This is a genomic window from Chitinophaga sp. SYP-B3965 (assembly GCF_009647655.1).
In the GTDB taxonomy this organism is placed as follows: domain Bacteria; phylum Bacteroidota; class Bacteroidia; order Chitinophagales; family Chitinophagaceae; genus Chitinophaga.
Genome location: NZ_WJFD01000001.1, coordinates 1850355 through 1875504, shown reverse-complemented (window position 1 = coordinate 1875504; position 25150 = coordinate 1850355). Strand labels below are relative to the sequence as shown.

At 47.5% G+C, this 25150-nt stretch carries 13 protein-coding genes; 5 read left to right on the top strand and 8 right to left on the bottom strand.

From position 1 onward, the window contains the following. Window positions 1-9: 9 nt before the first annotated feature. Window positions 10-2292 (bottom strand): glycosyltransferase family 4 protein, encoded by a 2283-nt coding sequence (locus tag GFS24_RS07245; RefSeq protein WP_153658904.1) that lies wholly within the window; start codon window positions 2290-2292, stop codon window positions 10-12. A gap of 178 nt (window positions 2293-2470) precedes the next feature. On the opposite strand from GFS24_RS07245, the gene bshC reads away from it, so the two are divergent. Further along, window positions 2471-4105 (top strand): bacillithiol biosynthesis cysteine-adding enzyme BshC, encoded by a 1635-nt coding sequence (gene bshC, locus GFS24_RS07240; protein WP_153658903.1) that lies wholly within the window; start codon window positions 2471-2473, stop codon window positions 4103-4105. A 282-nt stretch (window positions 4106-4387) separates the two neighbouring features. Here the strand turns inward: bshC and GFS24_RS07235 are convergent, their stop codons facing one another. Then, window positions 4388-6625 (bottom strand): FUSC family membrane protein, encoded by a 2238-nt coding sequence (locus GFS24_RS07235; RefSeq protein ID WP_153658902.1) that lies wholly within the window; start codon window positions 6623-6625, stop codon window positions 4388-4390. Between the two features lie 460 nt (window positions 6626-7085). Here GFS24_RS07235 and smc point away from each other — a divergent pair, with 460 nt between their 5' ends. From smc to GFS24_RS07220, 3 genes are all read left to right on the top strand, one after another. Further along, the gene (gene smc, locus GFS24_RS07230) at window positions 7086-10616 is read left to right on the top strand and encodes a chromosome segregation protein SMC (protein WP_371730050.1); all 3531 of its coding nucleotides are present in this window, start codon (window positions 7086-7088) and stop codon (window positions 10614-10616) included. Between the two features lie 97 nt (window positions 10617-10713). Next, window positions 10714-12177, top strand: coding sequence for an MFS transporter (locus GFS24_RS07225; RefSeq protein ID WP_153658901.1), 1464 nt, complete (start codon window positions 10714-10716; stop codon window positions 12175-12177). A gap of 78 nt (window positions 12178-12255) precedes the next feature. Continuing rightward, on the top strand, window positions 12256-14502 hold the full coding sequence (locus tag GFS24_RS07220; RefSeq protein ID WP_153658900.1) for a c-type cytochrome: 2247 nt from the start codon (window positions 12256-12258) through the stop codon (window positions 14500-14502). 490 nt (window positions 14503-14992) lie between these two features. On the opposite strand, the gene GFS24_RS07215 is transcribed toward GFS24_RS07220, so the two are convergent. The 5 genes from GFS24_RS07215 to GFS24_RS07195 all read right to left on the bottom strand — a co-directional run bounded on the left by GFS24_RS07215 (window position 14993) and on the right by GFS24_RS07195 (window position 21737). Beyond that, the gene (locus GFS24_RS07215) at window positions 14993-16063 is read right to left on the bottom strand and encodes a hypothetical protein (RefSeq protein ID WP_153658899.1); all 1071 of its coding nucleotides are present in this window, start codon (window positions 16061-16063) and stop codon (window positions 14993-14995) included. Window positions 16064-16127: 64 nt separating this feature from the next. Next, window positions 16128-16658: a DUF192 domain-containing protein gene (locus GFS24_RS07210; protein WP_153658898.1), complete on the bottom strand. Its 531-nt coding sequence runs from the start codon at window positions 16656-16658 to the stop codon at window positions 16128-16130. An 8-nt stretch (window positions 16659-16666) separates the two neighbouring features. Next, window positions 16667-17848 (bottom strand): aminofutalosine synthase MqnE, encoded by a 1182-nt coding sequence (mqnE, locus tag GFS24_RS07205; protein ID WP_173003003.1) that lies wholly within the window; start codon window positions 17846-17848, stop codon window positions 16667-16669. After that, on the bottom strand, window positions 17845-20010 hold the full coding sequence (locus GFS24_RS07200; RefSeq protein ID WP_153658897.1) for a M43 family zinc metalloprotease: 2166 nt from the start codon (window positions 20008-20010) through the stop codon (window positions 17845-17847). The genes mqnE and GFS24_RS07200 overlap by 4 nt, the downstream gene beginning before the upstream one ends. Before the next feature lie 92 nt (window positions 20011-20102). Beyond that, window positions 20103-21737: a NupC/NupG family nucleoside CNT transporter gene (locus tag GFS24_RS07195; protein ID WP_153658896.1), complete on the bottom strand. Its 1635-nt coding sequence runs from the start codon at window positions 21735-21737 to the stop codon at window positions 20103-20105. A gap of 184 nt (window positions 21738-21921) precedes the next feature. Here GFS24_RS07195 and GFS24_RS07190 point away from each other — a divergent pair, with 184 nt between their 5' ends. Further along, on the top strand, window positions 21922-24621 hold the full coding sequence (locus GFS24_RS07190; RefSeq protein ID WP_153658895.1) for a T9SS type B sorting domain-containing protein: 2700 nt from the start codon (window positions 21922-21924) through the stop codon (window positions 24619-24621). Between the two features lie 142 nt (window positions 24622-24763). On the opposite strand, the gene trxA is transcribed toward GFS24_RS07190, so the two are convergent. After that, window positions 24764-25081: a thioredoxin gene (gene trxA / locus GFS24_RS07185; protein ID WP_153658894.1), complete on the bottom strand. Its 318-nt coding sequence runs from the start codon at window positions 25079-25081 to the stop codon at window positions 24764-24766. Between the last annotated feature and the right edge of the window lie 69 nt (window positions 25082-25150).

The window sequence follows — 25150 nt, the reverse complement described above, 5'->3', positions numbered from 1 at the left end:
ATCTACTGTCTAAATGATCTTACTTACCATTCCTGCTGAAATAACAGCCGTTTTGATGATCTTCTCTGGTTTGGGTATGGCTTCACAGCTCTTCAGTACACTGAGGTGTGAAATGAAATAAGCTAATGTGCTTTCTGCACCCTGGTTGCGGTTGAGACCTCTTGCTTCCAGCCCGTCGCAGCAACCATGTGTTTCCGTATCATATAAAGAGAGGCGTAGTGCATTGTCTCCCAGGAACCATTTGTAACAGGTGTACATCCTTTGCAGGTATGTTCTGTTGCCGGTTACAGCATGGGCCTGCTGATACAAAAGCACCATGGCCATTGTTTCAATTGCCTGCTGATCAAACAAAGGGCAGTCCCCGCCTTCGCAATGCCAGCCTTCATTACCCACAGGTGTAAAGTAACCGTGGCTCATAGTGAGATTTTCCAGGAAGGTGAGACTTTGCAAACCAACCTCTTTCCAGGTTTCATTACCTGTGATCTCTGCTGCCTGCAGTAATGCCAGCGGCAGGATCCCGTTATCGTAGGTCATATCTTTTTCAAACCACTGCCATTGGTCATTGCTATTCTTTGCCCAGCCATCCATCAAAGGCTGGATGAGGGTTTGCAATGCCACAAACAGTCTTTCGTCTGAAGGATGATAATGCAGGTAATGGCAAACACCGATGATCGCATTGGCGCGGCCGCGGAAATGTTCCAGGTCTTTAAAATGCCGTGTAGCGGAATGGAACATCTCCTGCGCAAATTCCCGGTAGGAATTATTAGGCGCAAAGCGGATCAGGTATCCCAGTGCCCAGATGGTACGGCCAAAGGAATCTTCAGACCCTACTTCATCCAGGTATTGGCGGCTGAAGCTGAGGAAGTTCCGGAAGTTGCCATCCGGCAATTGCATATAATGGATGAAGCTGAGATAGATAGGCAAGAGGTCCAGGATCTCTTTGCTCGGGCGGTGCGGGTGAGCCATAAGGGTCATCATCAGCGCGCGGGCATTATCATCCAGGCAATAACCTTCTTTCAGATTGGGGATGCCGAACTTGGCGTGTTGTATGATCCCCGTATCATCCGTTAAACGGCGGATATGGGTGAGATTTAAATGCTGCAACATAGATGGATCCGGCAGATTACGTGTGGTCATCACCGTTGGTGGCGGATTGCTCAGTCTTCTGCGTGCTACCTGGCGGTAACGGGCACCCATTCTGCTCCATTGCAATCCCTTTCCAAAATTCAATGAACGTTCACGCAGACCTTCCAGCAGCTCTCTGTTATCCAGTAACTCTGTAATGATATTGCCCAGTTCTATATGCTGGGAAAAACCGAAGAGACGGCCACGGCCTTCTGCCAGTAATTCTTTTGCATACCAGTAAGGAGTAGATAATACAGCGGCGCCTGCACCCATCGCATAAGTGAGCGTACCACTGGTGATCTGCGCTTCGGTCAGGTACGGTGTGATATAAATATCACTGTGCACCAGGTAAGCAAACAGGTCATCTTCCGTTAGGAACTTATCAATGAACATCACATGATCTTCAAGACCAAGTTCTGTAATAAGGCTTTTTAAATAATCCCGGTATTCTTCACCGGCATGGCGCAACACGCCGGGATGGGTTTTACCTGCCACTACATATAATACATCAGGATGTTTGCTGATCACAGCGGGGAGCGCCTGTATCACCGTCTCTATTCCTTTATTCCTGCTCAGCAGACCGAAGGTGAAGAGTACTTTGCGTTCACGTAACACCTTCGGAAGAATGGCAGCATCGATCGTTAACTTTTCAAAATCAGGTACGCCATGCGGGATCATCAGCACCTTGTCTTCTTCTATATCGTAAAGGTTCACCAGGAAATTAATGGCGAGGTTACTCATCACTATCACTTTCGTGGCATGTTGTGCAATTTCTTTCACCACCATCCTTTGCATGAAAGAAGATTCTTTCAGTACAGTATGGAAAGTAACGAGGTAAGGAACCTTTAAACGGTGAAGGAACGGGAGCAGATACACGCCGCTTTCGCCACCGAAAATACCAAACTCATGTTGTACCATCACGAAATCCACTCCGCTTTCATTCACATGATCCGCTGCATCCAGGTAATCCTGCATGTGTTGCTGGCGGATGGTGAACGTAACTTCCGGAGGATAATCATACGTTTGCCCCTCATCGTTCATCGCGATTACAGATACTTCCGGTGCTGTTGAGTCCTGTTCATTAGAGATCGCACGAATGAGATGCTCAGTGAACGTTGCTATTCCGCATTCCCGCGGAAAATACGAGGCTATATAGGCTATCTTCATAATGAGATAATATTATTTACAAACGCTAAACAAAAAAGAGATATAGGGGAGGAAGAGCAGTTATGTGCTTTCAAGGACATATATCATTTTACAAATTCGCTGCCAGATTTACCAGCCATCCGTTGTAGAACCTCGTCAACAAGTTTCTAAAAGCGGGTGCATCAAATTCCCTAAATTCGTGCATCCAAATTTCGAAGAGTTGATCAATCATATACAACCGGTAATATGTCATCATTACCTGCCATTTACGGAAACGGGGTTCTGCAGTCCGATCATTGCGGATTTTTTGACAGGCCGCGCACCACTGCGCTCTTTTTACGAGTATATACAGGTGAATCCTGATTTCGATAAAGCCATGCATGCGAAATCCATGCAGCCATTGCGCAGGGATATATTGGCCGAAGCCTTATATAAACAGTACCAAGGGGTAGAAATTCGGGAGGAAGTAAGGGCGAATATAGGCCTGCTACAGGCCACCAATACTTTTACGATCTGTACGGCTCATCAGCCTAATATCTTTACAGGGTATCTCTATTTCGTCTACAAGATACTACAAACTATCAAGCTTTCCCGGGACCTGGCCATAAAGTACCCTAAGAACCACTTCGTTCCGGTCTATTATATGGGCAGTGAAGATGCGGATCTGGACGAACTGGGATCCATCCAGCTGGGGGGTAAAACCCTTACCTGGGATACGGATCAGAAAGGCGCCGTAGGCAGGATGAACACAACCGGACTGGCCGAAATGATCAAACAAATAGCAGATTCCATAGGATTTGAGCCCCATGGCCCTAATCTGGTGGCTATGCTGGAAAAGGCCTATCTGGGTCATAAAACCATCCAGGAAGCTACCCTCAGCCTGGTAAATGACCTTTTCGGCTGTTACGGGCTGGTAGTGCTGATACCTGACAATCCGGCATTTAAGCAACAGCTGATTCCGGTGATGGAGCAGGAGCTATGGGAGCAAAGTTCTGCTTCGATCGTAGGCAAAACCATCGAAAAATTAGCAGAACATTATAAAGTTCAGGCGACCCCGAGGGAAATAAATCTTTTTTATCTCATTGAGGATAAGCGTGAAAGGATTGTTAAAGATGGGGAAGTGTGGAAGATACTACACACATCGTTGTCGTTTACCGGGGAAGAATTAAAGCAGGAATTGTATACACATCCGGAGCGTTTCAGCCCAAATGTGATCCTTCGTGGCATATTACAGGAAACCATTTTACCGAATATTGCCTTCATTGGCGGTGGCGGAGAGGTAGCCTACTGGTTAGAGCTAAAAGCGCTCTTCCAGCACCATAAAGTACCATACCCCGTAATCCTGTTACGCAACTCTTTCCTCTGGATCAAAAAGGACCTGCATGACCGTCAGCGGAAGCTGGGCATCAGCACAGAAGGCCTGTTTGAGGATACAGAGCTGCTGGTGAACAAGTTCGTGCACGAACACACCAACGCAGCCTTAGTACTTCGGGAAGAATATGCAGCAGTAGAAAAGCTGTTCAATGAACTCGAAGAAAAAGCAAAGACCATAGATGTTACTTTAATAGCCACCGTAAACGGAGAGCGCACCCGCGCCCTAAAATCCATTGGCAAACTAGAGCATAAATTCCTGCGGGCCGAGAAGAAGAAGTTTGCCTGGCAGACAGAGCAGATCCGCCAGTTAAAGGAGCGGTTGTTCCCTGGCAATTCCCTCCAGGAGCGTAAAGAGAACTTTATGCCCTACTACGCCCAATACGGCCCCGGATGGTTTGATATGGTACTAAAAGCCCTGAAGCCGGTAACGGATCAGTTTGGGGTGATTTCGGAGGAGTAAAGCTTTTGCCGCGCAACAAAGGGCGGAGTTCTTTTTCTTATTTCATTTAGTGCCTTTTATATAAGGATTCAATTCACCATCTTCAAAAAAGGTGCTTCCTATAAAGGGGACACCCCTAAAATAAAAAACAACGGCCTTTGCTGAATAGCAAAGGCCGTTGTTTTTCTCTATAGAAAAAAATACCAATTCACATCTTCAAAAAAGGTGCTTTCTAAATAAAGGAAACTCCTCTAAAACAAAAAACAACCGCCCTTTGCTGCGCGGCAAACGCCCTGCAAAAAATCACCCCTCCACAATCTCCGCTCCATGCACCGCCGCCTTCTTCATATCCTTCAAAACAGTAAACAACGCCTGAAACTGATCCCTGACATGTTTGATCTCCAGCATCTCTTCTCTCTCAATTGTATGCCCCTGCCCATCATTGATCTGCTGCTGCCTCACCTCCAACAGATGCTCCAGCCTCTCTTCCAGGCGTTGAAAAGCAGCCGGCGTTTCCGGGTCAGCCATAATAGCACCTATGGCTACATACTGCTCTATCTGATCCATAATGGTAAGAAGGAAGAGGAGAATATCCTTGTATTCCGGCCTTTTATATTCCAGATGATGTTGCAGTGCATATGCAGATAATTGCGCAATATGCGATGATAATGAATGACTTAGTACTACGAAATGATAAAGCTCTGAACCATGTTTCTGTTTGCTCTTCGGCTCCGATAGCATCCGCTGAAAAGCAGCAGTAAGGTTGGCTGTGTTTACATGTACATCCTTGCGAGCCAGTTTATAAGCCCCAAGACTAAAGGGTTTATCTGTGTAGAGATTGGTCACCTGCTGCAGGTACTGTTTATTGGCAGTAATAGCCTTGATCATATATTCCGGCAAGAACTTGTACTCCCAGCTAGGCCAGAAGGCATAGTTGAACACGAAAGCAATAGTACCACCGATCACCGTATCAATCACCCTGTTCGTCAGATTATCGAAATCCGCCGGATGCAGAAAATGCAGCAGGAAAATGATAAAGGGTGTCATGAACACCACGCTGGTGATGTAATGGTAGGTCTGAAAGCTGTAAGCACCGAGGATACAAACCAGCATCACGCAGAAGATAACCGTATCATCTTTCGTGAGATAGAGGATACCCGCCGCAAAGAAAGCCCCGATCAAAGTACCAATGATCCGCTGAAAACTCCGCGTTTTAGTAAGACTGAACCCAGGTTTCATGATCACCATAATGGTGAGCAGGATCCAGTAAGTCCTGCTGAGCTGAAGCGCCTGGCCCAAAAGCAACCCCGCCACCATGGCTGCCGCTGTTCTAACAGCATGCCGGAAGATATGGGAATTGAAAGTAAGGTTATTACGGAACGTAGTGATATCGTATGATTGCCGCGTAGTGAATTTAGAAAGCTCCAGCTGATGATCGAAGTTCGCCTCCTTCACTCTTTCCAGCCGGGTAAGGCGATGCATGTTATACATCCGCTGGGTAATATGCTGCAGGTTATCGAAGATGCTTTCAAAAGGGATGAGGTCTGCCCGTTCCTTCAGGGAGGGCAGGCTGGCCTGATAGGCCTTGAATTCCTTACGCGCCTTCTCCAGTTCCAGTTTTAAATTCACTTTAGGCATAGAGCGCAAACCAGCTGATACTGCGATGCCTATGTTGTCCAGTTCTTCTGAGAATTGCAGGATGGTATGGTGCAGTTGAGCGATCACCGTAGTGCCGGCAAAGCGTTTTTGCAGGGAGGTATAATCGATCTGGGAGGCCATGATCTGTTCGTACATATCCACCAGGTCCAGGAAGATGAGTACCATGCTTTTGCTGATACTGGTAGTGCCTTGTTGAGCGGAACGCATTTTAAGCAACAGCTCCCGCACCGCTTCCTGTTTTTCATTCACGAGCACCTGCTGGGCAAATACATCCTTATAGGTTTCCGTGAGATCGAGGTCTGTTTCGTAGAAATTAGCCCTTTTGCGGAGGTAACTGGCTGTTTGCTGAATGCAATCCCCTAAAGTCTGCTGTACGGTCAAATACGGCCTGATCTGCCAGAATAATAGGGCAAGCAGGGCATACCATATACTGCCACTGAGGGTAAGCAGGGAAATTTGCACCGCCATTTGCCAGGAAGTGTACTGTTCCGCCATGATACTCACCATCACCAGCAAACCCCCGATGCCTATATTCCCACCCCGGTTGCCATAGATCAGCAGCATAGAGCAAAAGAAACTGCAAAACGCTACATGGATCGTCAGCAGGGGCATGTAAGGCAGCAGAATGCCCGTTCCCAAAGCGATCAGGAAGATCAGCACGGTGCTGATGATCAATCCATTCCGTTTATGAATGATAGTACCGGGAACATCCGCAAGGGCAGTACATAAGGCACCCATCGATATCGCTATCCCGGTGCTCAGCTGCCCTATGGCGGCAAAAATAACAGAGGGGACAACAACGCTCAAGGTTGTACGAAGGCCGTTGCTGAAATGGTAACTGAAAATAAAGGCTTTTGCTTCTTTGAGCCAACGTTCTTGCATCGTGTGCAAAATTACAATATATGAACCAGAGATTTTTTGCTTGTTATCCACGGCCTCGTGTAAGCCTTGTTACGGCCTTTAGAGGCCTCGTACTAGCCTCTTATCAGCCTTGAATCAGCCTTGCATTAGCCTTTATCGGCCTTACATCAGCATCTCACCCTTGGAGCTTTATAATCAGGTAAATATCGAAATAAACATAATAAAATATTAATAACCAATTAATTAACTTCATTCAATTTAAAAGAATGTGAAAAATTTATCCCCACCTGTGTATAAGTAAATACAAAATATTATGTGTTCTCCGGTAACTTACCAAACGATTCAGCATCATTGAATTTACGTGTGAGTGTGACCATATCTAAGTACCGCTGTCCCGAAGCGGTAACCCCCATGATGCTGATATCAACTTAATTCTATTATCTTTGGCGGCTCATAAAAAGGCTCATAAAAAGGAGGTGTTGTGCGTTTAAAAACACTAGAGATCAAAGGGTTTAAAAGTTTTGCGGACAAAACGGTATTACACTTCGATGAAGGTGTAACTGGCGTTATTGGTCCCAATGGCTGCGGAAAGAGTAATATCATCGACTCTATCCGCTGGGTGATCGGCGAACATAAGATCAGCAACCTGCGTTCAGATAACCAGGCTGGCCTTGTATTCAACGGATCCCGTTCCCGTTCCGCCAGCGGCATGGCAGAAGTAAGTCTTACGTTCGAGAACAATAAGGGCGTATTGCCTACGGAGTTCACCACAGTTACCGTTACCCGTAAGTTCTACAAGAATGGAGACAGCGAATATCGTTTGAACGATGTGATCTGCCGCCTCAAGGATATTCATAACCTGTTCATGGACACGGGGATAAGTACGGATTCGTATGCTATCATCGAGTTGGGCATGGTGGATGATATTATCAAGGACAAGGAGAACAGCCGCCGCCGGATGCTGGAACAAGCTGCCGGTATTTCCATTTACAAAACCCGGAAAAAAGAAGCCAAATCCAAACTGGACGCCACTGAAGGCGACCTGAACCGGATCGAAGACCTCCTTTTCGAGATCAATAATAACCTCAAGACCCTCGAGAGCCAGGCCCGCAAAGCGGAACGTTTCTACGAGATCAAGAAAGAATATAAAGAAGTCAGCATTGAACTGGCCAAAGCTTCACTGGAAGGTTTTAACAACACCTTTAAAGACCTCACAGAGCAGCAGCAACAGGAAACAGACAGGAAGTTTGCACTGGAAGCGGAGATCTCTACAGACGAGGCCGCCGTGGAACAGGATAAACTGCACTTTGTTGCGAAAGAAAGAGAACTGCAGGTAATGCAGCGTTCTTTCAACGAACTCGTGTCTACCATCCGCACCAAAGAGAATGATAAGAACCTCGCTTCACAGCAACTGACCTACTTAAAGGAAAGAGAAAAGAGCCTCACGGACTTCCTCAATAATGCAGAAGGCCAGGCAAAAGGACTCACAGATTCCATCGCCTTTACCGAAACGCAGGTAACAGACGAACAGGAAGTGTTTGACTCCATGCAGGATGAACTGGAAACCCTCCACGAAATGGTGGATGAGAAGAAAGATCATTTCTCTGAGAAGAAACTCAACCTGGAAAACCTCCGTAAAGACCAGCAGCAATGGCAACGCCAGCAGTTTGAAGCGGAAAAGAAAGTGGCCATCGCCGATACTTCCGTGCAGAACCTGCAACGCGGCATCCAGCAATTACAGGAAGAAAAGACCAACCGCTTAACGCAGATCCAGCAACTGGAAGATGAGAAGAGCGGTTTGCAGGAAGTGCTGGAAAGCAGCAAGGACGAGCTGGAAGAAATGGTGAACTTCCAGGAAGAAACAAAAGGCAAGATCCTCGCCACACAAGGAGAGATAGAAGGCCTGCGTGACAGACTGGTAGATGAGAACCGTAAACTGGATTCCAAAAAGAACGAATACGATCTGTTGAAATCCCTCGTGGACAGCCTGGAAGGTTACCCCGAGAGTATCAAGTTCCTCAAAAAGAACACAGACTGGAATAATAAAGCACCCATCCTCAGCGATATTTTCTTTTGCCAGGAAGCTTACCGCACCTGTATAGAAAACCTGCTGGAACCTTACCTGAACTTCTATGTAGTGAACAACGCAGAAGAAGCTATTCAGGCCATCCAACTGCTGGACCTTCATAAAAAAGGTAAGGCCAACTTCTTCATCCTGGATCAGTTCAACCACCAGGCAGGCACTTTGTTTGCGCCTCCCGGTACTATTTCCGCACTGGAAGTAGTGGAGATCGATGAGAAGTACAAAGGGCTGGGTAATTACCTGCTGGGCAAAGTGTTCATCGCTAACGACCTCACTGCCATGAACTTCGCCGAACTGCCTGATCAGGATGTACTGATCACAGAAAAGAGCGGCCGCGTTCACCGTGGTAAGTACAGTATGAATGGTGGTTCTGTTGGTTTGTTCGAAGGAAAGAAACTGGGCCGCGCCAAGAACCTGGAGAAGCTGGATCAGGAGATCAAAGACCTGGAAACAGTATGCAGCAGTCTTAAAGTTCAATTGCAGGCCAAGCACGACGAAGTGTTGGGTTACAACAGTCAGTTGAATGAAAATAAGATCAATGCTTTAAAGGAAAAAGTGAACCAGCTGAACAATCAGCTCTTCGGTTTGCAGAACAGGATAGAGAACTTCCATCACCTGATAGAAACCGGCAGCAAGCGCCTCACAGAAATGGAGCAGCAGCTGGAAGCAAATGAACAAAGCATTGCTACCGTAAAGGATGAACTGGATGGCCTCAATGAAAGAGTGCACAACCTGCACGACAGCATCCTGGCAGCAGACCGTGCCGCACAGGAAGCAGAGCAGCAGTTCAACCAGGCAAGCGTACAGTTCAATAACCAGAACCTGCAACATACCCGTCAGCACAGTAAAGTGCAGGGCCTGAAACAGGAACTGGATTTCAAACGGAAACAACTCAGTGACCTGCATGTGCAGGTGACCAGTAATAAAACACAACTGGAAGATACAGCGGGTAACATCGAAGCTGCTGAAGACAGGCTGGCTTCTTCTGAAGACGGCCTGGTAGACCTGTTCCGCCGCCGTGAAGAAGAAGAGAAGAGTGTGAATGAGAAGGACCAGGAGTACTACAACTTCCGTAACCACCTGCAGGAACTGGAAAGCACCCTGCGTTCCAAACAGAAAACGCGGGACCTGCTGGATCAGAACCTGAACGCGATCAAGGATAAAGTGAATGAACTCAAACTGCAATTGTCTTCCATGAAGGAAAGGCTGAGCGTGGAGTTCAAGATCAACCTGGATGAGATCCTGGATGAAGACCGTACCGGCGGTCAGTCTGTAGAAGACCTGCAAGGCAATGCAGAGCGCCTCAAGAAAAGGCTGGAGAACATGGGTGAGATCAACCCTACCGCCATTGAAGCGTACACAGAAATGAAAAAACGGTACGAGTTCATCTTAGAGCAGAAAAACGACCTGGTGACCGCTAAGGAATCATTACTGGCTACTATCCAGGAAGTGGAAACTACGGCCAACCAGAAGTTCCTGGATACCTTTAACCAGGTGAAAGAGAACTTCATCCGCGTGTTCAAAGCTTTGTTCACGGAAGAAGATCAGTGTGATATGATCCTGAACGATCCTTCCAACCTGGCAGATACCGGTATTGAGATCATTGCTAAACCAAAAGGGAAACGCCCGGCGGCTATTACACAATTGTCCGGTGGAGAAAAAACCCTCACGGCAACCGCCCTGCTCTTCGCTATTTATCTGATCAAACCAGCACCATTCTGTATCCTGGATGAGGTGGATGCACCATTGGATGATGCCAACGTAGGCAAGTTCACCAATATGATCCGCAAGTTCTCCGATAACTCCCAGTTCATCATCGTTACGCACAACAAGCAAACGATGGCGGCAGTGGATGTGATCTACGGGGTAACCATGCAGGAAGCAGGTGTGAGCAAACTGGTGCCGGTGGATTTCAGAAGTCTGAACTAATTACTACATCAACTTTTTATACAGGTGCATTGTTAAAACAGTGCACCTTTTTTTTATGGTACAATGATTGCCCATCAACCTCGAAAAAACATTTGTAATGGATCTGAAGCCAAGTCAGTCACTCACAGAAACAGATGTAAACAGGGGGTTGAAACTGGTCATAGGAGATGGGTTGGCTTCTGAGGCCATGACCACTTTAACAGGCGGTGCTTTCATTGTGGCCATGGCTATCCTGCTGGGCGCTAATAACCTGCAACTGGGTTTAATAGCCGCGTTGCCTACACTTGTGAACCTGTTCCAGCTGATCTCTATCTGGCTGGTACGGCGTTATAACAACCGCCGTGCTGTTACCGTGATCTGTGCTTTCCTGGCTCGCTTTCCTTTGATCATCATTGGTATCTTCCCGCTGCTCTGGCCGCAATGGACCACCATCGAACTGATCATCCCCATTCTTTTCTTCTACTATCTTTCCGGTGCTATTGCCGGCGCCAGCTGGAATTCATGGATGAAAGACCTGGTGCCCGGTAACCAGCTGGGCGCTTATTTTGCCAAACGCAGCAGTTATATGCAAACGCTGAATGCCGTGCTGAGCCTGATGCTGGCATTAGGCGTGGATTACATCCGGGATCACCAGCCGCTGATGGAGTTGAATGTATATGGCTGGATGTTCATTGCCGCAGGCGTCATTGGCTTGTCCGGCACCATCTTCCTGTCCAAAACCCCGGAGCCGCAAACGTACATGACCAAGGAGAACATCTTCCTGTTATTACGCCGCACCCTGAAGGACAGTAACTTCAGGCGTTTACTGATCTTTAATTCCGCCTGGGTGTTTGCCGTAAATATTGCAGCACCCTTCTTTACCGTTTTTATGATGAAGAGCATGGGGCTGGGGCTTTCTTACATCATTGGCCTCACCATCCTCAGCCAGGTGTCCAGTATCCTCACTATCCGGCTCTGGGGCCTGTTTGCAGACCGATACAGTAATAAAACCATCATTGCCATTGGCGCGCCTTTATATATCCTCTGCCTGGTAGGCTGGTGTTTTGTAGGGATCTATTCCCAGCTATGGCCTAACCTGGTGTTGCTCACCTGTATCCATATCGTGATGGGGTTTGCCAACGCAGGGATCAATCTTTCGCTCACCAATATTGGCTTGAAGCTGGCGCCGCAGTCGGATGCCATTTATTACCTGGCCACCAAAAACATTGTTACGGCGGTGTTCTCTTCACTGGCCCCACTGGCCGGTGGTTACCTGGCGGATTACTTCACCGGCCGCCACCTGAAGATAGATGCAGAGTGGGGAAGCCCTAACTGGACAAAAGCCTTTCACCTGGTAGAGTTGCATGAGTGGAACTTCCTGTTTGCTTTCGGGGCTATCCTGGCCTTGCTGGCGGTGAACCGTTTGGGCAGGGTAAAGGAAACGGGAGAGGTGGAAAAGGATATGGTGGTGCGTATCATGCGCAGTACCGTGCGGCAAAACCTCAAGAACAGTTTCCTGATCGGCAATCTCATGAACGGTTATTCTACCATAAAGAATGTATTCAGGCGACGGTTCCATTAACCGGTTATCACAATTAGTGCAGGAGGATTTGAATATTAACGGAAGCGTAGTATTTTGGAAGCTATATCTTTTAGGGCTATGATGAGTAAATTGATCGGATGTACTATTGCGGGGCTGGCGCTGATGAGTTGTGGTAACCAGGGGAGATCCCCCCAGGCTGATTCCATCGCTATGCGCAAACAATACGCGGAATCCCCGGTACTAACAGCAGAACAATCCCTCCAACATTTAAAGGCAGAAGACGGATCCAGCATACAGCTGATTGCTGCGGAACCGCAGGTGATCGTACCCGTGGCCATGACCTTTGACGAAAAAGGACGGCTCTGGGTAGCAGAGATGACCGGTTACATGCCGGATACATCTGGTACGGGTGAGAACGCAACCAACGGCAAGATCGTGATCCTGGAAGATACCACGGGAGACGGCGCAATAGATAAACGCACCGTGTTCCTGGACTCGCTCATATTACCCCGCGCTTTATGCCTCATAGAGAACGGCCTCCTGGTGGCTGAACCTCCGCGGCTCTGGTACGTGGAAATTAACGGCGATAAAGCCGGTAAACGCACACTGGTAGATTCCATGTACACAGAAGGCGGGAATGTGGAACACCAGCCTAATGGCTTGTTACGCGCCATGGATAACTGGATCTACAACGCTAAATCCAACAAGAGATATCGTAAAGAAGGCAACCGCTGGTTAAAGGAGGAAACACATTTCCGTGGCCAGTGGGGCATTACCCAGGATAATTATGGCCGGTTGTTCTACAACAATAATTCTGAAAACCTGCTGGGTGACTATTTCTCACCAGGTTTAGGAGCTGCCAATCCGCATCAGCGGAATGTGAAAGGATATGATGAGAACATTGTACCGGATAACAATGTATACCCTGCACGGCCAACGCCCGGTGTAAACCGCGGTTACATGAAAAAGGTACTGGATGATAGTCTCCGCCTGCGTCAATTCACTGCTGCCTGCGGGCCGGTGATCTACCGGGGTGGGCTATACGGCAATGCTTATGAAGGCAATGCTTTTGTAGCGGAACCTTCTGCCAACCTGATAAAAAGGAATATCCTGGCAGACAGCGGTTACCAGGTGAAAGGGAAACAGGCTTACCAGGGCCGGGAATTCCTGGCCAGTACAGATGAACGTTTCCGTCCTGTGAACCTGAACGTAGGCCCTGATGGCGCGTTGTACATATTAGATATGTACCGCGGCATCATTCAGCATAAAACATTCCTCACGCCTTATCTTAAAAAAGAAATTGCTACCCGCCACCTCACGGATCCATTGAACTGCGGACGTATTTACCGTATGTTCCCCACCGGCTCAAAGCCAGTACCGTTCAAGCTTACCACAGATCCGGCACAACTGGTGGTTGCACTTGATCACCCTAATGGCTGGGTGCGGGATAAAGCACAGCAAATGCTGGTGGATGGAAAATACCCGGCCGCTATTCCTTTATTAAGACAACGCCTCGCTGACGTAACGAAGCCATTAGGATTGATCCATGCGCTTTGGACATTAGAAGGATTACATGCCTTAACGATAGAAGATGTAAAAGCATTGGCAGCACAAGGGGATGCAGTGATCCGGCGGCAGGCCTTATCCGTTCTGCCATCTGTTATTACGCCTGCAAATGAAGAATTGGCCATTGCCATACTGAATGGTTTTGTAGATATGCCGCAATTTGCACCTGATGTAGCATTGGTGCTTCCTGCTTTGAAGAACACCAACTTAGTACAGCAACTTTATCAGCATTTCCCTAATGATCCATATGTAGCAGATGCATTGATCAGCAATGCAAAAGATAACGAAGCCGCTTTACTGAAAGAGATCATCACTTGGAATCCTGATACCAACCTGGTGATCCGCCGGAATTTGCAAAAGGTATTAAGGGATATCGCCAATCAGCGGAAAGCAAGCCAGGGTGATGTGCTGGGAAAAGAATTCCCGCGCGGCAGCCTGATCTTTAAAACCGTTTGCCAAACCTGCCATGGTGCAGATGGGGAAGGCATTCAATCCCTTGCACCGCCGTTGAACCATTCTGAAATTGTAACCGGCAAAAAGGAAAGGCTGATAGCCATCGTACTATACGGACTAACAGGACCGGTGGAAGTGAATGGTAAGGCATATAAATTAGCCGCAGATATGCCCGGTATTGGCAGTAGTGATGAATTCTCCAACGGAGATATTGCACAGCTGATGAGTTACATCCGCAATGCCTGGGGCAATAAAGCGGAAAAGGTAACGGAGAAGGATGTATTAGCTATCAGAGAAAAATATAAAGGACGTCAGAAGTCATTTACCATAGAGGAATTTAAGTAAAAACAATAGGAACCACCGAAAGCATAAAAAAAACACAATCACCGGAAGCTTGAAATAAAAAACAGGAACCACCGAAAGCATAAAAAAAACACAATCACCGGAAGCTTGAAATAAAAAACAGGAACCACCGAAAGCATTGAGAAAACACAATCACCGGAAGCTTGAAATAAAAAACAGGAACCACCGAAAGCATTGAGAAAACACAATCACCGGAAGCTTGAAATAAAAAAACAAGAACCACTGAAAGCATTGAAATAAAAAACACAAGCGCCCAAAGCATTCAAATAAAATAGACACCAACCAACATGTCCACCGCCTTTGGCGGTGGGCATGTTGGTTTATTTTTTAGAATAAAAAAACAGTACGGGGCCTTCAATAATCCGCTTCCAAAATAAAAAAACAGTACAGACGCCCTCAATAACCACACTTCCAAAATAAAAAAACCGGTACTGCCTCAACAGTACCGGTACATACACCTCAATAACCACGCTTATTTCGAATTCAATTGATTGATCAATGTGAGCAGCGCTGTCTCAGAGACTTCCTGCGGATCAAACGTTACACCAGTATATGTTTTGCCTGCCAGAGGTGCCGCAATCGTTACATCTTTCATCTCTGCATAGAACTTGCCATTCACTGCACTGATGGCCAGGAAAGTACCTTCCAGCCCAATGGGGATAGATGTTTGATAACTATGGAATCCTTTTTTACCAGCCGGTGCATTCAGGATCACATTATAAAGTTTAACCAGTGAGTTCTCATTCTTAGGTTTGAAGAACAGCATGCTGGGTTGTTCACCGCCATATTCAGCACCGGTTTCCTCATTAAAGTTGTTGGCGAAGTAACCCATCACCGTAGTTTTTGTACCGGGATAGCTATACAGCACATCACAATTCCGCCAGTTCAGCAAAGAGTCCAGTCTGAAATCCAGGGTACCGGTAGTGTTATTGAAGAGTGCATAACCAGCTGCCTGTGTCCATTGGATCCCCCTGTTCACGCTGTATTGCTGGGTAATGGTCACCGTCGTATTTTCATGGTCATAACCGGTAGAAGTGTAAGTGGTCAGAGAGTCTCCATCCCATAAAGGCATTTCCCTGATCTGAGCCGCAGGTTTAGCGATCACCTGTACCAGTACAGCAGAGTCCTTTTTCAATTGTAACTGGTTATTATTCTGGGAAGCTTTTACAAAGAATTCACCGTAGGATACCAGGATCTCACCATTTGCAGTGGTGGAAGGCTTGTTGCCCAGGAGCATTTCACTCACTTTGGTGATCTCCTTCACATCTACCAGCACGTTACCTGTAACGGGTTGTCCGGAAGCAGTTACAAATGCACCTGCAGGTATTTTATATTTGGTGCCCTTGGCGGTACTGATCACACCACCGGCGGCAGCATCTACAGTGAAGCGCTCTACGGCAGGGCCATTTTTAGCGAAGAATTCGGTGATTAAGGCAGCATCTTTGCTCTGCGGCGTTTCCGGCGCATCACTTTTCTTACAGGAAATAATACTGATGGCTGCGAGGGCGGAAAGGAACAGAGGCTTTAAGGATAATGTTTTCATACTTGCTTTTTTTGGTTTGTTTGCAAGTAGATCAGCCGATGTTCCCTTTTGTTACCCCCTTATTTTAAAATTTTGTAAAAGCGATCTTATCGCCATACTTCACCTTGTATTTATCCGCGAAGCCGGCATTGGTTTCCACTACATATTTAGCCTTTTTGAAGGAGGGGAGGCTCTCTTCTGATAAAGGAGTGGCATATTTCTGGATGGATACGATCTCCTGCTCTGCACCTACATACATGATATCCAGTGAAATATAGGTGTTCTTCATCCAGAAGGATTGTTCTTCCGCCTGGGCAAAGATGAAGAGCATGCCTTGTTCGTCCGTCATGGATTTGCGGTCCATCAGGCCTTTGGCCCTTTCTTCGTCCGTTTCGGCAATTTCAATATTGATCGTCTTAATAGTATCGCCTTTTTCCTTGCCAATAAAAGAAAGCACACCTTCCTTTTTGAACACCGGGCCATTGTCTGCTACGGGTGCCGGAGCGGTTACAGTAGAAACGGCGGATGGATCTGCCTGGCTGCTGGTTGGTTTATTCTGGCAGGAAGCCATATACAAGCTACCCCATGCAGCGAGTATGATGATCTTAAAATTCATAAATATGATTAGTTGAGTAATTCTTCGTCTGTGAATACAACATCCCCGTAGTCTTTGATCTCGTTATATATCGTATCCCTTTCTACCGGTGTTCTGCCCGCCTGTTTGATCAGCATGGCCAGTTGTGCGGTATTCATGGAAGGGGTCTGTTCTTCAGAGCCTGCCATGGAATAGATCTTGGTGGTATCGTCAATGGTACCATCCAGGTCATTCACACCAAAGGAAAGGGTGAGCTGTGCCGTGTTCCTTCCCAGCATAGGCCAGTAGGCCTTCAGGTGCGGGAAGTTATCCATGTACAGCCTGGCTACGGAATACATCTTCAGGTCTCCCACAATAGTGGATTCCGGGATGTTAGACATATCGTTCTGCTTGTTGCGGAATTTCAGGGGAATGAAAGTATTGAATCCGCCTGTTTCATCCTGTAACTGGCGCAGGCGTTCCATATGGTCTACACGGTGCCAGTATTCTTCAATATGGCCATAGAGCATGGTAGCGTTGGAATGCATGCCCAGTTTATGTGCTATGCGGTGAATTTCCAGCCAGCCGTCTCCGTCTACTTTATCATGGCAGATCTGGGTGCGGATATCAGGATGGAAGATCTCCGCGCCGCCACCCGGTAAGGATTGCAGACCGGCTTCATGCATTTTGCGCATGCCTTCTTCCGTCGTTAATTTTGCTTTGCGGAACATATAATCCAGTTCCACCGGTGTAAAACCTTTCACATGCAGGTCCGGGCGATGTGCCTTGATCTTTTGCATGAGCTCAATAAAGAAATCGAGGTTCATTTTAGGATGTACACCGCCTACGATGTGTACTTCCGTAACAGGTTGGCCGTCATACTTCTTTACAATGTCCAGCATCTCGTCGATACTGAGTTCCCAGCCTTCTTCGCGGTTCTTGTATAATCTGGAATAAGAGCAGAATTTGCAGGTAAAAACGCAAACGTTGGTAGGCTCTATATGAAAATTACGGTTGAAGTAAGTTTTGTTGCCGTGTTTCCTTTCTCTTACATGGTTGGCCAGTGCGCCGAGTACACCAATATCTCCTTTTTCAAACAGCGTTACACCGTCTTCCTGCGTAAGCCTTTCCTGTTGCAAAACTTTGTCAGCGATCCGGCGTATATCCTTATCCAGGGAAGAGGCGTTGAGCATGGTCAGTAATCCGGGCTGTGTTGCTATGGTCGTCGTCATTTTGCTTTCACTATTTTATAAGTCCTCACCTGTTGCGTGTAAAACAACTTCACAAAGTAAACACCATTTGCCCCATTTACCAAATCAATTGTAACCCTGTTACCCACGTGGGTTACCGGTTGCTGCTGATAAACAAGCCTTCCGGCGGCGTCAAAAATAGCGATGCCCACAAGGTCTTCCGGCCAGGTGCTGAACTCAACAAAGAATTGACGGCTGAATGGATTTGGCCATATCAGGATACCCTTATCGCGGAGGGTACTGTTCACATCCTTTTTGGTGATATTGATCTCGTCTATATATACATTGTTCTCGTAGTTCGTGGTGTTACGGAAAGCCACCCTGAACTTTTTATTGCGCACAAGAGGAGTGAGGTCCACTGTTTCAGTACGCCATTCACCCGGTATTGGAATGAATTCCTCCGTAGTAGGCGTTGGTTTGGTGGCCAGTGCCGCGCCCCATTTTTTGTAACCCGTAGGAATGAATGTTTTACCACAGTCCGTTGTAAGCAATACTTCCAGCGTATCCCATGGATTGCCAGTGCTGCCGGCCGGACTGGCAATGGCAGCAGCCAGGTCAAAGGTGAGGAAAACGGAGTCTGCATTGGCGGCATCTACCACAGGGCCCAGGAGGTCATCTGTTTCATTATTGCGGGCATACCCAAGGTTGCGCATCAATGCGGAGCCAGGAGTGCCTTTGCTGCCAACTGCTGCGTGTTCCCAGGTAAAGCTGCGGTCCGGGTTCACGATGGTGAATCCTTCAGGCGGGAAGGCCGCATTGTCGAACGTTTCTTTAAAAGGTATGCTCAGTTCGCTGCGGTAATTGTAATCAACAATTGCCGTATCGTTTCCGGGTTGGTCGTCTGCCGCGCCATTGGGCAGCAGGGTATAAGCTTTGAAGGTAGAGGTGCCTTGTCCCGCCGTGAGGGCAGGCAGGGTTACTTCTGTTTGCTGAAGGCTGCTGAGGTTGCCCGTCCAGCTATAATTTACAGGCGCGCTGCCATTGATGGTGTAACGGATGGTTACACTGGTGAGTGCAGCGGAGCCCCGGTTCTTTAAAGTTACAACAGGTGTTTGCCCGGCTTCGCAAAGATAACCCAGTGGCTGGGATACGGCGGTAATGCCGGCGTCTCTCGTTTGCAGGTTCACGGGGGTGCAGCCGTTGGAAGTGATCAGGGATGCCCTTTGCGCATCTATCGCATTGCGCATGCGGTCTGTTTGCCCTGATGTGAAAAGGTACATGCAGGCATCATTCACATAGTCCATGTAATTCATGAACATAATACCCGGTGCTGCGGGACTGCAATTATCCGTAAAAGGGAAAGTAGGGCAGTTGTAGGTGTGGTCTCCCTGCAAAGGCGTATCGCTCACACCATCATCCTGCGTACAGCCACCGTTATCATCTGCCCACACATGTTTCAGTCCAAAGAAGTGGCCTATTTCATGCGTCAGGGTACGGCCGAGGTTAAAAGGCGTCTGTGCGGTACCTGTTCTGCCAAAAGCCCTGAAATCCACTACTACGCCATCCTCTGCGGCCGGAAATATATTGCCGGGAGGGGTGGCTACCCCCAGGTAATCATTGGCCAGGTCACATACCCAGATGTTCAGGTAGCGGGTATTGTCCCATCCACGGGCACCGCCGGAAAATGGATATTTCACATCACTGGCACTGTTATCTACAGAGAAGGCGCCATGGTTGGTGGTGGTGCGGGTGATACCGGAAGAAGGGTCTCCGTCCGGCGTACGTACGGCCAGGCAGAACTGGATCTCCGGATTGCCTATAATGGCTTGCCATACGGCGGGTACTTTATTGATATCTGTATTGGTAGCTATGTAATCAAGGTTGAGGGCTGCCAGCTGGTCATAGATCTGCTGGTCTGTTACCTGTGCAGGGTTGGAAAGTACCACGTGTACTACCACCGGGATGTTGATACGGGGATTGATGCGTAAAAGCCTGTTATCGGGTCTTTTCCTCTGAAGGTCCAGCTCTATGGCTTCCATCTTTTTCACCAGTTTGGGCTGTGCCAGGAGTTTTTGCGCCAGCACTTCGGCAGTACCACATTTGCGTTGGGCAAAGCTTCCAAAACCAAAGAAAACGAGTAAGGAGATCAGGGTAAATTTACGCAAGTTGTGTTCATTATAGGTGATAGTGAATAGTATATGCAAACGGTGCACGGTTTTCCTTATTGTAAATGTACTTACACCTGATGAAAACTGGATTATTTTTCGATTAATCCCCCACTTTTCGGGTTGAATGGTCAGGATAAAGCGCCCGCAATGCAACCGCACATCAAACACGCTATCGTACCACCTATAAGGGCCCTTACGCCCAGTTCCGTGAGGTTCTTCCGCTGGTTGGGCGCCAGCTGGCTGATCCCCCCGATCTGGATACCGATGGAAGCAAAGTTGGCGAAACCGCAAAGGGCATAGGTAGCTATCAGCAGGGACTTGGGATCCGTGATCAGGTTGGCAGCTTTCATCTCTCCTAAAGACTTATAAGCCAGGAATTCATTCAGGATGGTTTTTTCCCCTAACAACTGGCCTATGCTCAGCATGTCCTGCGAGGGCACACCGATGATCCAGGCCACGGGAGAGAACACGTATCCCAATATCAGCTGAAGGGATAATTCCTTATATCTTCCACCGCTGATCTGATTGATCTCTGCATTCAGGTTAGTTTGATCGCCTACCCATCCCAGCATGGCATTCAGCACATACATCATCGCCGTAAAAACGATGAGCATGGCGCCTACGTTCACTGCGAGTTTCAACCCGTCTGTAGTACCCAGGGAAAGGGCATCCAGGAAGTTATCACCCAGTTTTTCCTTTGGTATTTTCAACTCCTTGGAGATCAGGTGTTCCTTGGTTTCCGGGAATAATATCTTGGAGCAAACAATAGCAGCGGGTGCGCTCATAATGCTCTGGCTGAGCATATGCAGGGCAAAGTATTCCTGCTGTGTTACATCTGTTCCACCCAGCATACCCACATAGGCCGCCATCACACTGCCCGCCGTATTCGCCATGCCACCTATCATGATACAGAGGATCTCTGAACGGCTCATGCCTTCCAGGTAGGGGCGGATCATCAGCGGCGCTTCCGTTTGGCCCAGGAAGATGTTGGCGGCAGTAGATAAACTTTCTGCTCCGGAGATCTTTAATTTATTAAGTAAGTATGCAAAAACATACACCACTTTTTGCAGGATGCCCAGGTAATATAAGATAGAAGAAAGTGCCGCAAAAAAGATGATGTTGGGCAATACCTGTACGGCAAAAATATAAGCCCAGTTACCACTGGCATCTGCCAATGCACCGAACATGAATTCAGTACCGGCATGACTGTTATTGATCAGCGCCACAAAGGAACTGGATACAGAAGATAATACGCTGCGGAATATTTCAGGATTGCATAAACGCGTGAATACAGAAACAGACAACAAGATGCAGGCAGCGAGGATGGTCCACTTCAGCAATTCCAGCTGGCGTTTCTGCAACACTTTGATCATGGCCACGATCGGCACTAATCCTGTTACAAATGAAATGGCGGGAAATGCATACTGATGACTGCGAATGATGCCGAAATAGAAACCTGCAAGCCCTGCTAACGCCAGCAGCCAGCTCACGGCATCCTTTGGCAGATCAAATCCTTCCTGTTGCTTTCTGCGGAACCGGTTAACGGTGAAGATCAGCACCATAATGATGAAGAGTTCCCAGAAAACAGGTTGCCCGCCCGCCTGGATGTTCAGTACACCCATGGCAAACATTACCTGGGCAAAGATGCCCAGCCCTACCAACTTCCAGTTAATGGCTTTACGATTATTACTCAGCAGGTAACAAACCAGGATTAGAAAGAACATTCCCAAAAATCCACGGAGAAGATTTTCCCAATGTAGCATGCATTAACAGGTTTGGTTGAAGAGGTTGTGCATTAATAAGGCAAAATAAGGGAAAGTAGCCATATGAAGAGAAAAGGAAGGTTATTTTATTTGATAATGCGTGTGTTATATGAAAATTAATATTATATGGTTAACTTGCTGCCAGTTTTGACTCAATTTCGCGTGGCCTTTACCCTTACCTTGTATGTTCAGATTCAACCGTTTGTTTATTTACCTGCTGGTATTTTCTATTCCTCAGATAGCAGTTGCACAAACTGCAAGTTTCGTGGCCCCGGATACGGTTTGCGTCAATGAACCTATAAATATTCAAAATACTTCTACGGGTGTAACCAATTACTTATGGAACTTTTGTTCCGGTACTGTATACAGCACGCCTGAAATGGTAAACCTTGGCGATCCCGGTAACAATTTCACGGATCCGGTATTCTCTACCATTGCCAAAGAAGGGAATAACTACTACGTGTTTGTGGTCAATAATACGCACCCGGACCTGGTAAGACTTAATTTCGGTAACAGTTTATTGAATACGCCTACATCCACCCGGCTCCCCAACCTGGTACCGCCCAGCGGGGAAGGTATCCAGATCGTGCAGGATGCCACCGGCTGGCATGCGATCATTGTGGGGGGAACTGTGGCGCAGGGTTCAAGGATCGTGCGGGTAGATTTTGGGGCTTCCCTTGCCAACAACGCGCCTACTGTTACCAACTGGGGAAACATAGGGGGCATGGCCTATCCTACAGACCTGTTTATTTTCCAGGAAGGAGGCAGGTATTATGGCTTCACCAATAACTTTGAGAATTCAACGATCACCCGGCTGGATTTTGGAACTGATTTTAGCAACCCGCCAACGGGTGTTAATATGACCAGCTTTGGTGGTTTGCTGAACAGGCCTTCAGGTATTTTTGCCGTACAGGAAAATGGCAACTGGTATATCATGGTAACAAATGAGGGCAGTAATAAACTGGTACGGTTAAACTTCGGACCTTCCCTCCTGAATAATGCTCCCACCACCACAGACCTTGGTAATCCGGGTGGTGTATTTAACCATCCCAGGGATATCAGCATCGTGAAAGAATGTGGACAGACGATGGCGGTAGTCGTGAATGGCATCCTCGGTGGTCCGTCTTCTATTAACCGGTTGAACTTTGCAGGTGGGGTAGCCGGAACGGCGAGCGGTACTAACCTTGGTAATCCGGGCGGTACGCTGTCTTTCCCTGCTTCTATATCTTCTGTATTCAGGGTAGGTAATGAATTGTATGCATTCGTTCCGAATGTGGATAATGGTGGCAGCCTGGCCCGTATGGCTTTTAAAAGTTGTACAGATGCCAGCATTCCCAACGCCACCACTTCAACACCACCTTCTTATCATTATACTTCACCCGGGCATTACACCGTGAACCTGATCACTGATGAAGGCACTGCTTTTCAGCAAACCTTTTGTAAGAACATCGTGGTATTGAATCCGCCCACTGTAGCGCTGGGAACTGATATCATCGTTTGTAACGGTGCCACGGTGAACCTGACTGCCGGCGGAGGTTTCAGCCGCTATTCCTGGAGTACGGGCGCTAATACGCAGCAGATATCTGTTACCACAACCGGCTTGTATGATGTAACCGTAGATAACGGAGGATGTACAGCAACGGACCAGATACAGGTAACCTTTAATAATATCATGACCATTAATCCGGTTGCCACGGATATTGATTGCACGCATCCCACAGGCACTGCCACGATCGGTGTTAGCGGCGGTACTGCGCCTTACCAGTACACAATGGACAACGGTACGGAAATTTCCAGCAATGTTTTTACCGGTCTGGCCCAGGGAAATCACTTCATCAGTGTAAGGGATGCAGCAGGATGTGTTACTACACAAACTTTTGCTGTGAATGTCGATAATACGAAGATCATCCGCTTCACAGCCTCCGGACAAAATCCTACCTGTTTCGGCGTATCAGATGGTACTATTTCAGCGCTGGTAACACAGGGTATTCCTCCTTTTGAATTTGCGCTGGCAGGCCCGGCACCAATTTTCCAGACACTACCTGATTTTACAGGATTAGCAGCAGGTACTTACAAAGTATATGCAAGGAACGGCGTTTGTCTGGATAGTCAGATGGTGACCCTTTTAACGCCCGTGCAATTGGTGGCAATCGTAGCAACGCTGGATGAGATCTGCAGCAGGGGAGATGGTTCTGCGAGGATCACACTCACCGGCGGCACAGCGCCCTACGACATCACATGGAGTAACGGCGTAACAGCCAGCACCGTGATCACAGACTTGTCTGCAGGTGATTACAGCGTGTCCGTAGCTGACGCAAATAATTGCCCCGCTGATGTGGATTTCAGCATCGCCAATAACCAGGCAGACCGGGTAAATATCATCAACGGTGATACCACCATCAATATCGGTGATGAGATCATCCTGAGAGCAGAAAATGCACCTGATTATGCATGGGAACCAATAGACGGTTTTCTGAGCTGTTTAACCTGCGCTGTTACAACTGCGCGGCCGGTAAGGGATACGCGTTATATTGTGCGTACGCTCACAGGGCTTAACTGCATCACTTCAGATACCGTAAATGTGCGGCTTACCTATAACAGGTCCTTCCAGATGCCCACTGCATTTTCTCCCAATAATGATGGCGCGAATGATCTGTTCCGCCCAAGAGCGCAAGGATTGATAGTATTCCATATGGTGATCTATAACCGGTGGGGCCAGCTGCTGCACCAGACAACCGATCACCGGAAAGGCTGGGATGGCAAAATGAATGGGAAAACGCTGGATATAGGCACTTATGTATACGTGGTGAACTATGGTTTCTGGGATGATACAGGAAAAATAACGATGGAAAAAAAACAGGGAACATTCACCCTGATCAAGTAATAAAAAAGGGGTTGTATCAAAAATAAAAGATAGCCCGGAGAATTGCATAAATAATGGCACGCCTCCATCAGGTACCCGAATAAAAAGGGGCCGCATCATACTTTTGATACGGCCCCTTTTACTTTTATGCTATCTCTAAAGATTAGAGGTTTGCCTGAATTTTCTTTTCCAGTACTGATCTTGGAACTGCACCCACTTGCTTGTCTACCACCTGGCCATTTTTGATGAACAGGATAGCAGGAATGCTGGTGATGCCATAGTTCATAGAGATCTGGGGATTGTTATCCACATTCACTTTACCCACATTCACTTTACCATCGTAATCCTTAGACAGCTCTTCAATTACTGGTCCGATTGCGCGGCAGGGACCACACCATTCTGCCCAAAAGTCTACCACGGTCAGTTTGTCCGAGTTTAATACGGTAGTTTGAAAGTTCGCGTCTGTGAATTCTAAAGCCATTTTTATAGATTTAAAAGTTTATAATTTTCTGATTGGTTTTCTTCTTTTCGCTACGCAATATATGCAAAA

Excerpts from the sequence above, each read along its gene's own strand:
- GFS24_RS07190 (WP_153658895.1), top strand. The coding sequence starts at position 21,922 with ATGTTCAGATTCAACCGTTTGTTTATTTACCTGCTGGTATTTTCTATT.
- mqnE (WP_173003003.1), bottom strand. The coding sequence starts at position 17,848 with ATGACGACGACCATAGCAACACAGCCCGGATTACTGACCATGCTCAAC.
- GFS24_RS07195 (WP_153658896.1), bottom strand. The coding sequence starts at position 21,737 with ATGCTACATTGGGAAAATCTTCTCCGTGGATTTTTGGGAATGTTCTTT.
- trxA (WP_153658894.1), bottom strand. The coding sequence starts at position 25,081 with ATGGCTTTAGAATTCACAGACGCGAACTTTCAAACTACCGTATTAAAC.
- GFS24_RS07210 (WP_153658898.1), bottom strand. The coding sequence starts at position 16,658 with ATGAATTTTAAGATCATCATACTCGCTGCATGGGGTAGCTTGTATATG.
- GFS24_RS07225 (WP_153658901.1), top strand. The coding sequence starts at position 10,714 with ATGGATCTGAAGCCAAGTCAGTCACTCACAGAAACAGATGTAAACAGG.
- GFS24_RS07215 (WP_153658899.1), bottom strand. The coding sequence starts at position 16,063 with ATGAAAACATTATCCTTAAAGCCTCTGTTCCTTTCCGCCCTCGCAGCC.
- GFS24_RS07235 (WP_153658902.1), bottom strand. The coding sequence starts at position 6,625 with ATGCAAGAACGTTGGCTCAAAGAAGCAAAAGCCTTTATTTTCAGTTAC.
- GFS24_RS07245 (WP_153658904.1), bottom strand. The coding sequence starts at position 2,292 with ATGAAGATAGCCTATATAGCCTCGTATTTTCCGCGGGAATGCGGAATA.
- GFS24_RS07220 (WP_153658900.1), top strand. The coding sequence starts at position 12,256 with ATGATGAGTAAATTGATCGGATGTACTATTGCGGGGCTGGCGCTGATG.